The sequence below is a fragment of the Streptomyces sp. CAI-85 genome (assembly GCF_013363615.1).
Classification (GTDB): Bacteria; Actinomycetota; Actinomycetes; order Streptomycetales; family Streptomycetaceae; genus Streptomyces; species Streptomyces antibioticus_B.
This window is the reverse complement of sequence record NZ_JAANNX010000215.1, coordinates 1-897: the sequence shown is the minus strand read 5'-3', so window position 1 is coordinate 897 and position 897 is coordinate 1. Positions and strand designations below refer to the sequence as shown.

2 protein-coding genes are annotated in these 897 nt (G+C 72.6%); both read left to right on the top strand.

From position 1 onward, the window contains the following. On the top strand, positions 1-386 hold a 386-nt coding region (locus tag G6W55_RS37865; protein WP_175525089.1), incomplete at its 5' end, for an amidohydrolase family protein. A gap of 11 nt (positions 387-397) precedes the next feature. Next, positions 398-897: MFS transporter (locus tag G6W55_RS37860; protein WP_175525088.1), on the top strand; the 500-nt coding region annotated here is incomplete at its 3' end.

Sequence of the window (897 nt, the reverse complement as noted above, 5' to 3'; positions counted from 1 at the left end):
CCATCGCCAACGACACCGGGCGCAGCCCGCTCGACGTACTGGACGACTTCCGCTCCTTCTACTTCGACACCGCCCTGTCCTCCAGCCCCGCCGCCCTGCCCACGCTGCTCGCCTTCGCCCGCCCCGGACACGTCCTCTTCGGCAGCGACTGGCCCTTCGCGCCCGCACCCGCCGGGCAGTACTTCGCGAGCGGTCTCGACGACAACGCCGACCCGGACACGCTCAAGGCCGTCAACCGAACGAACGCCGAAGCGCTCTTTCCCCGACTGGCCGACACTCCCCCGACGGCGCCCCCGGCCCTGCCCGGCCCGGTGCGCCTGCGCCACGCGGCACAGCGCGGCGCGGCGCGCCTGGTCTTCAAACTCTTCCAGCCCGGCACCGACTGAGACGGTTCCCCATGTCCACCAGCCCCCACCGCAACTCCGACACCCAGCCCGACAACCAGGCCGGCGACCCGCAGGACGTCGTCGCGACCGGCCGGGCCGGCCACAACGGCGTGCTCTTCGCCATGTGCCTGTCCCTGGTCCTCGTCGTCGCCTCCGTCTCCGCGCTCAACCTCGCCCTGCCCGACCTCGCCATCGATCTGTCGGCCACCAACGGCTCACTGACCTGGATCGCCGACGGCTACACCGTCGCCCTGGCCGCTCTCGTCCTGCCGCTCGGTGCCATCGGCGACCGCGTCGGGCGCCGCGACGTCCTCATCGCGGGCACCGTCGTCTTCGGCCTCGCGTCCCTGGCCGCTTCCTTCGCCGACTCCACCACCACGCTCATCGTCTGGCGCGTCGTCATGGGCCTGGGGGCCGCGATGATCATGCCGGGCACCCTGTCCACGATCACCGCCGCCTTCCCGCCCGGGCAGCGCGCCAAGGGCGTGGCCACCTGGTCCGGATTCGCCGC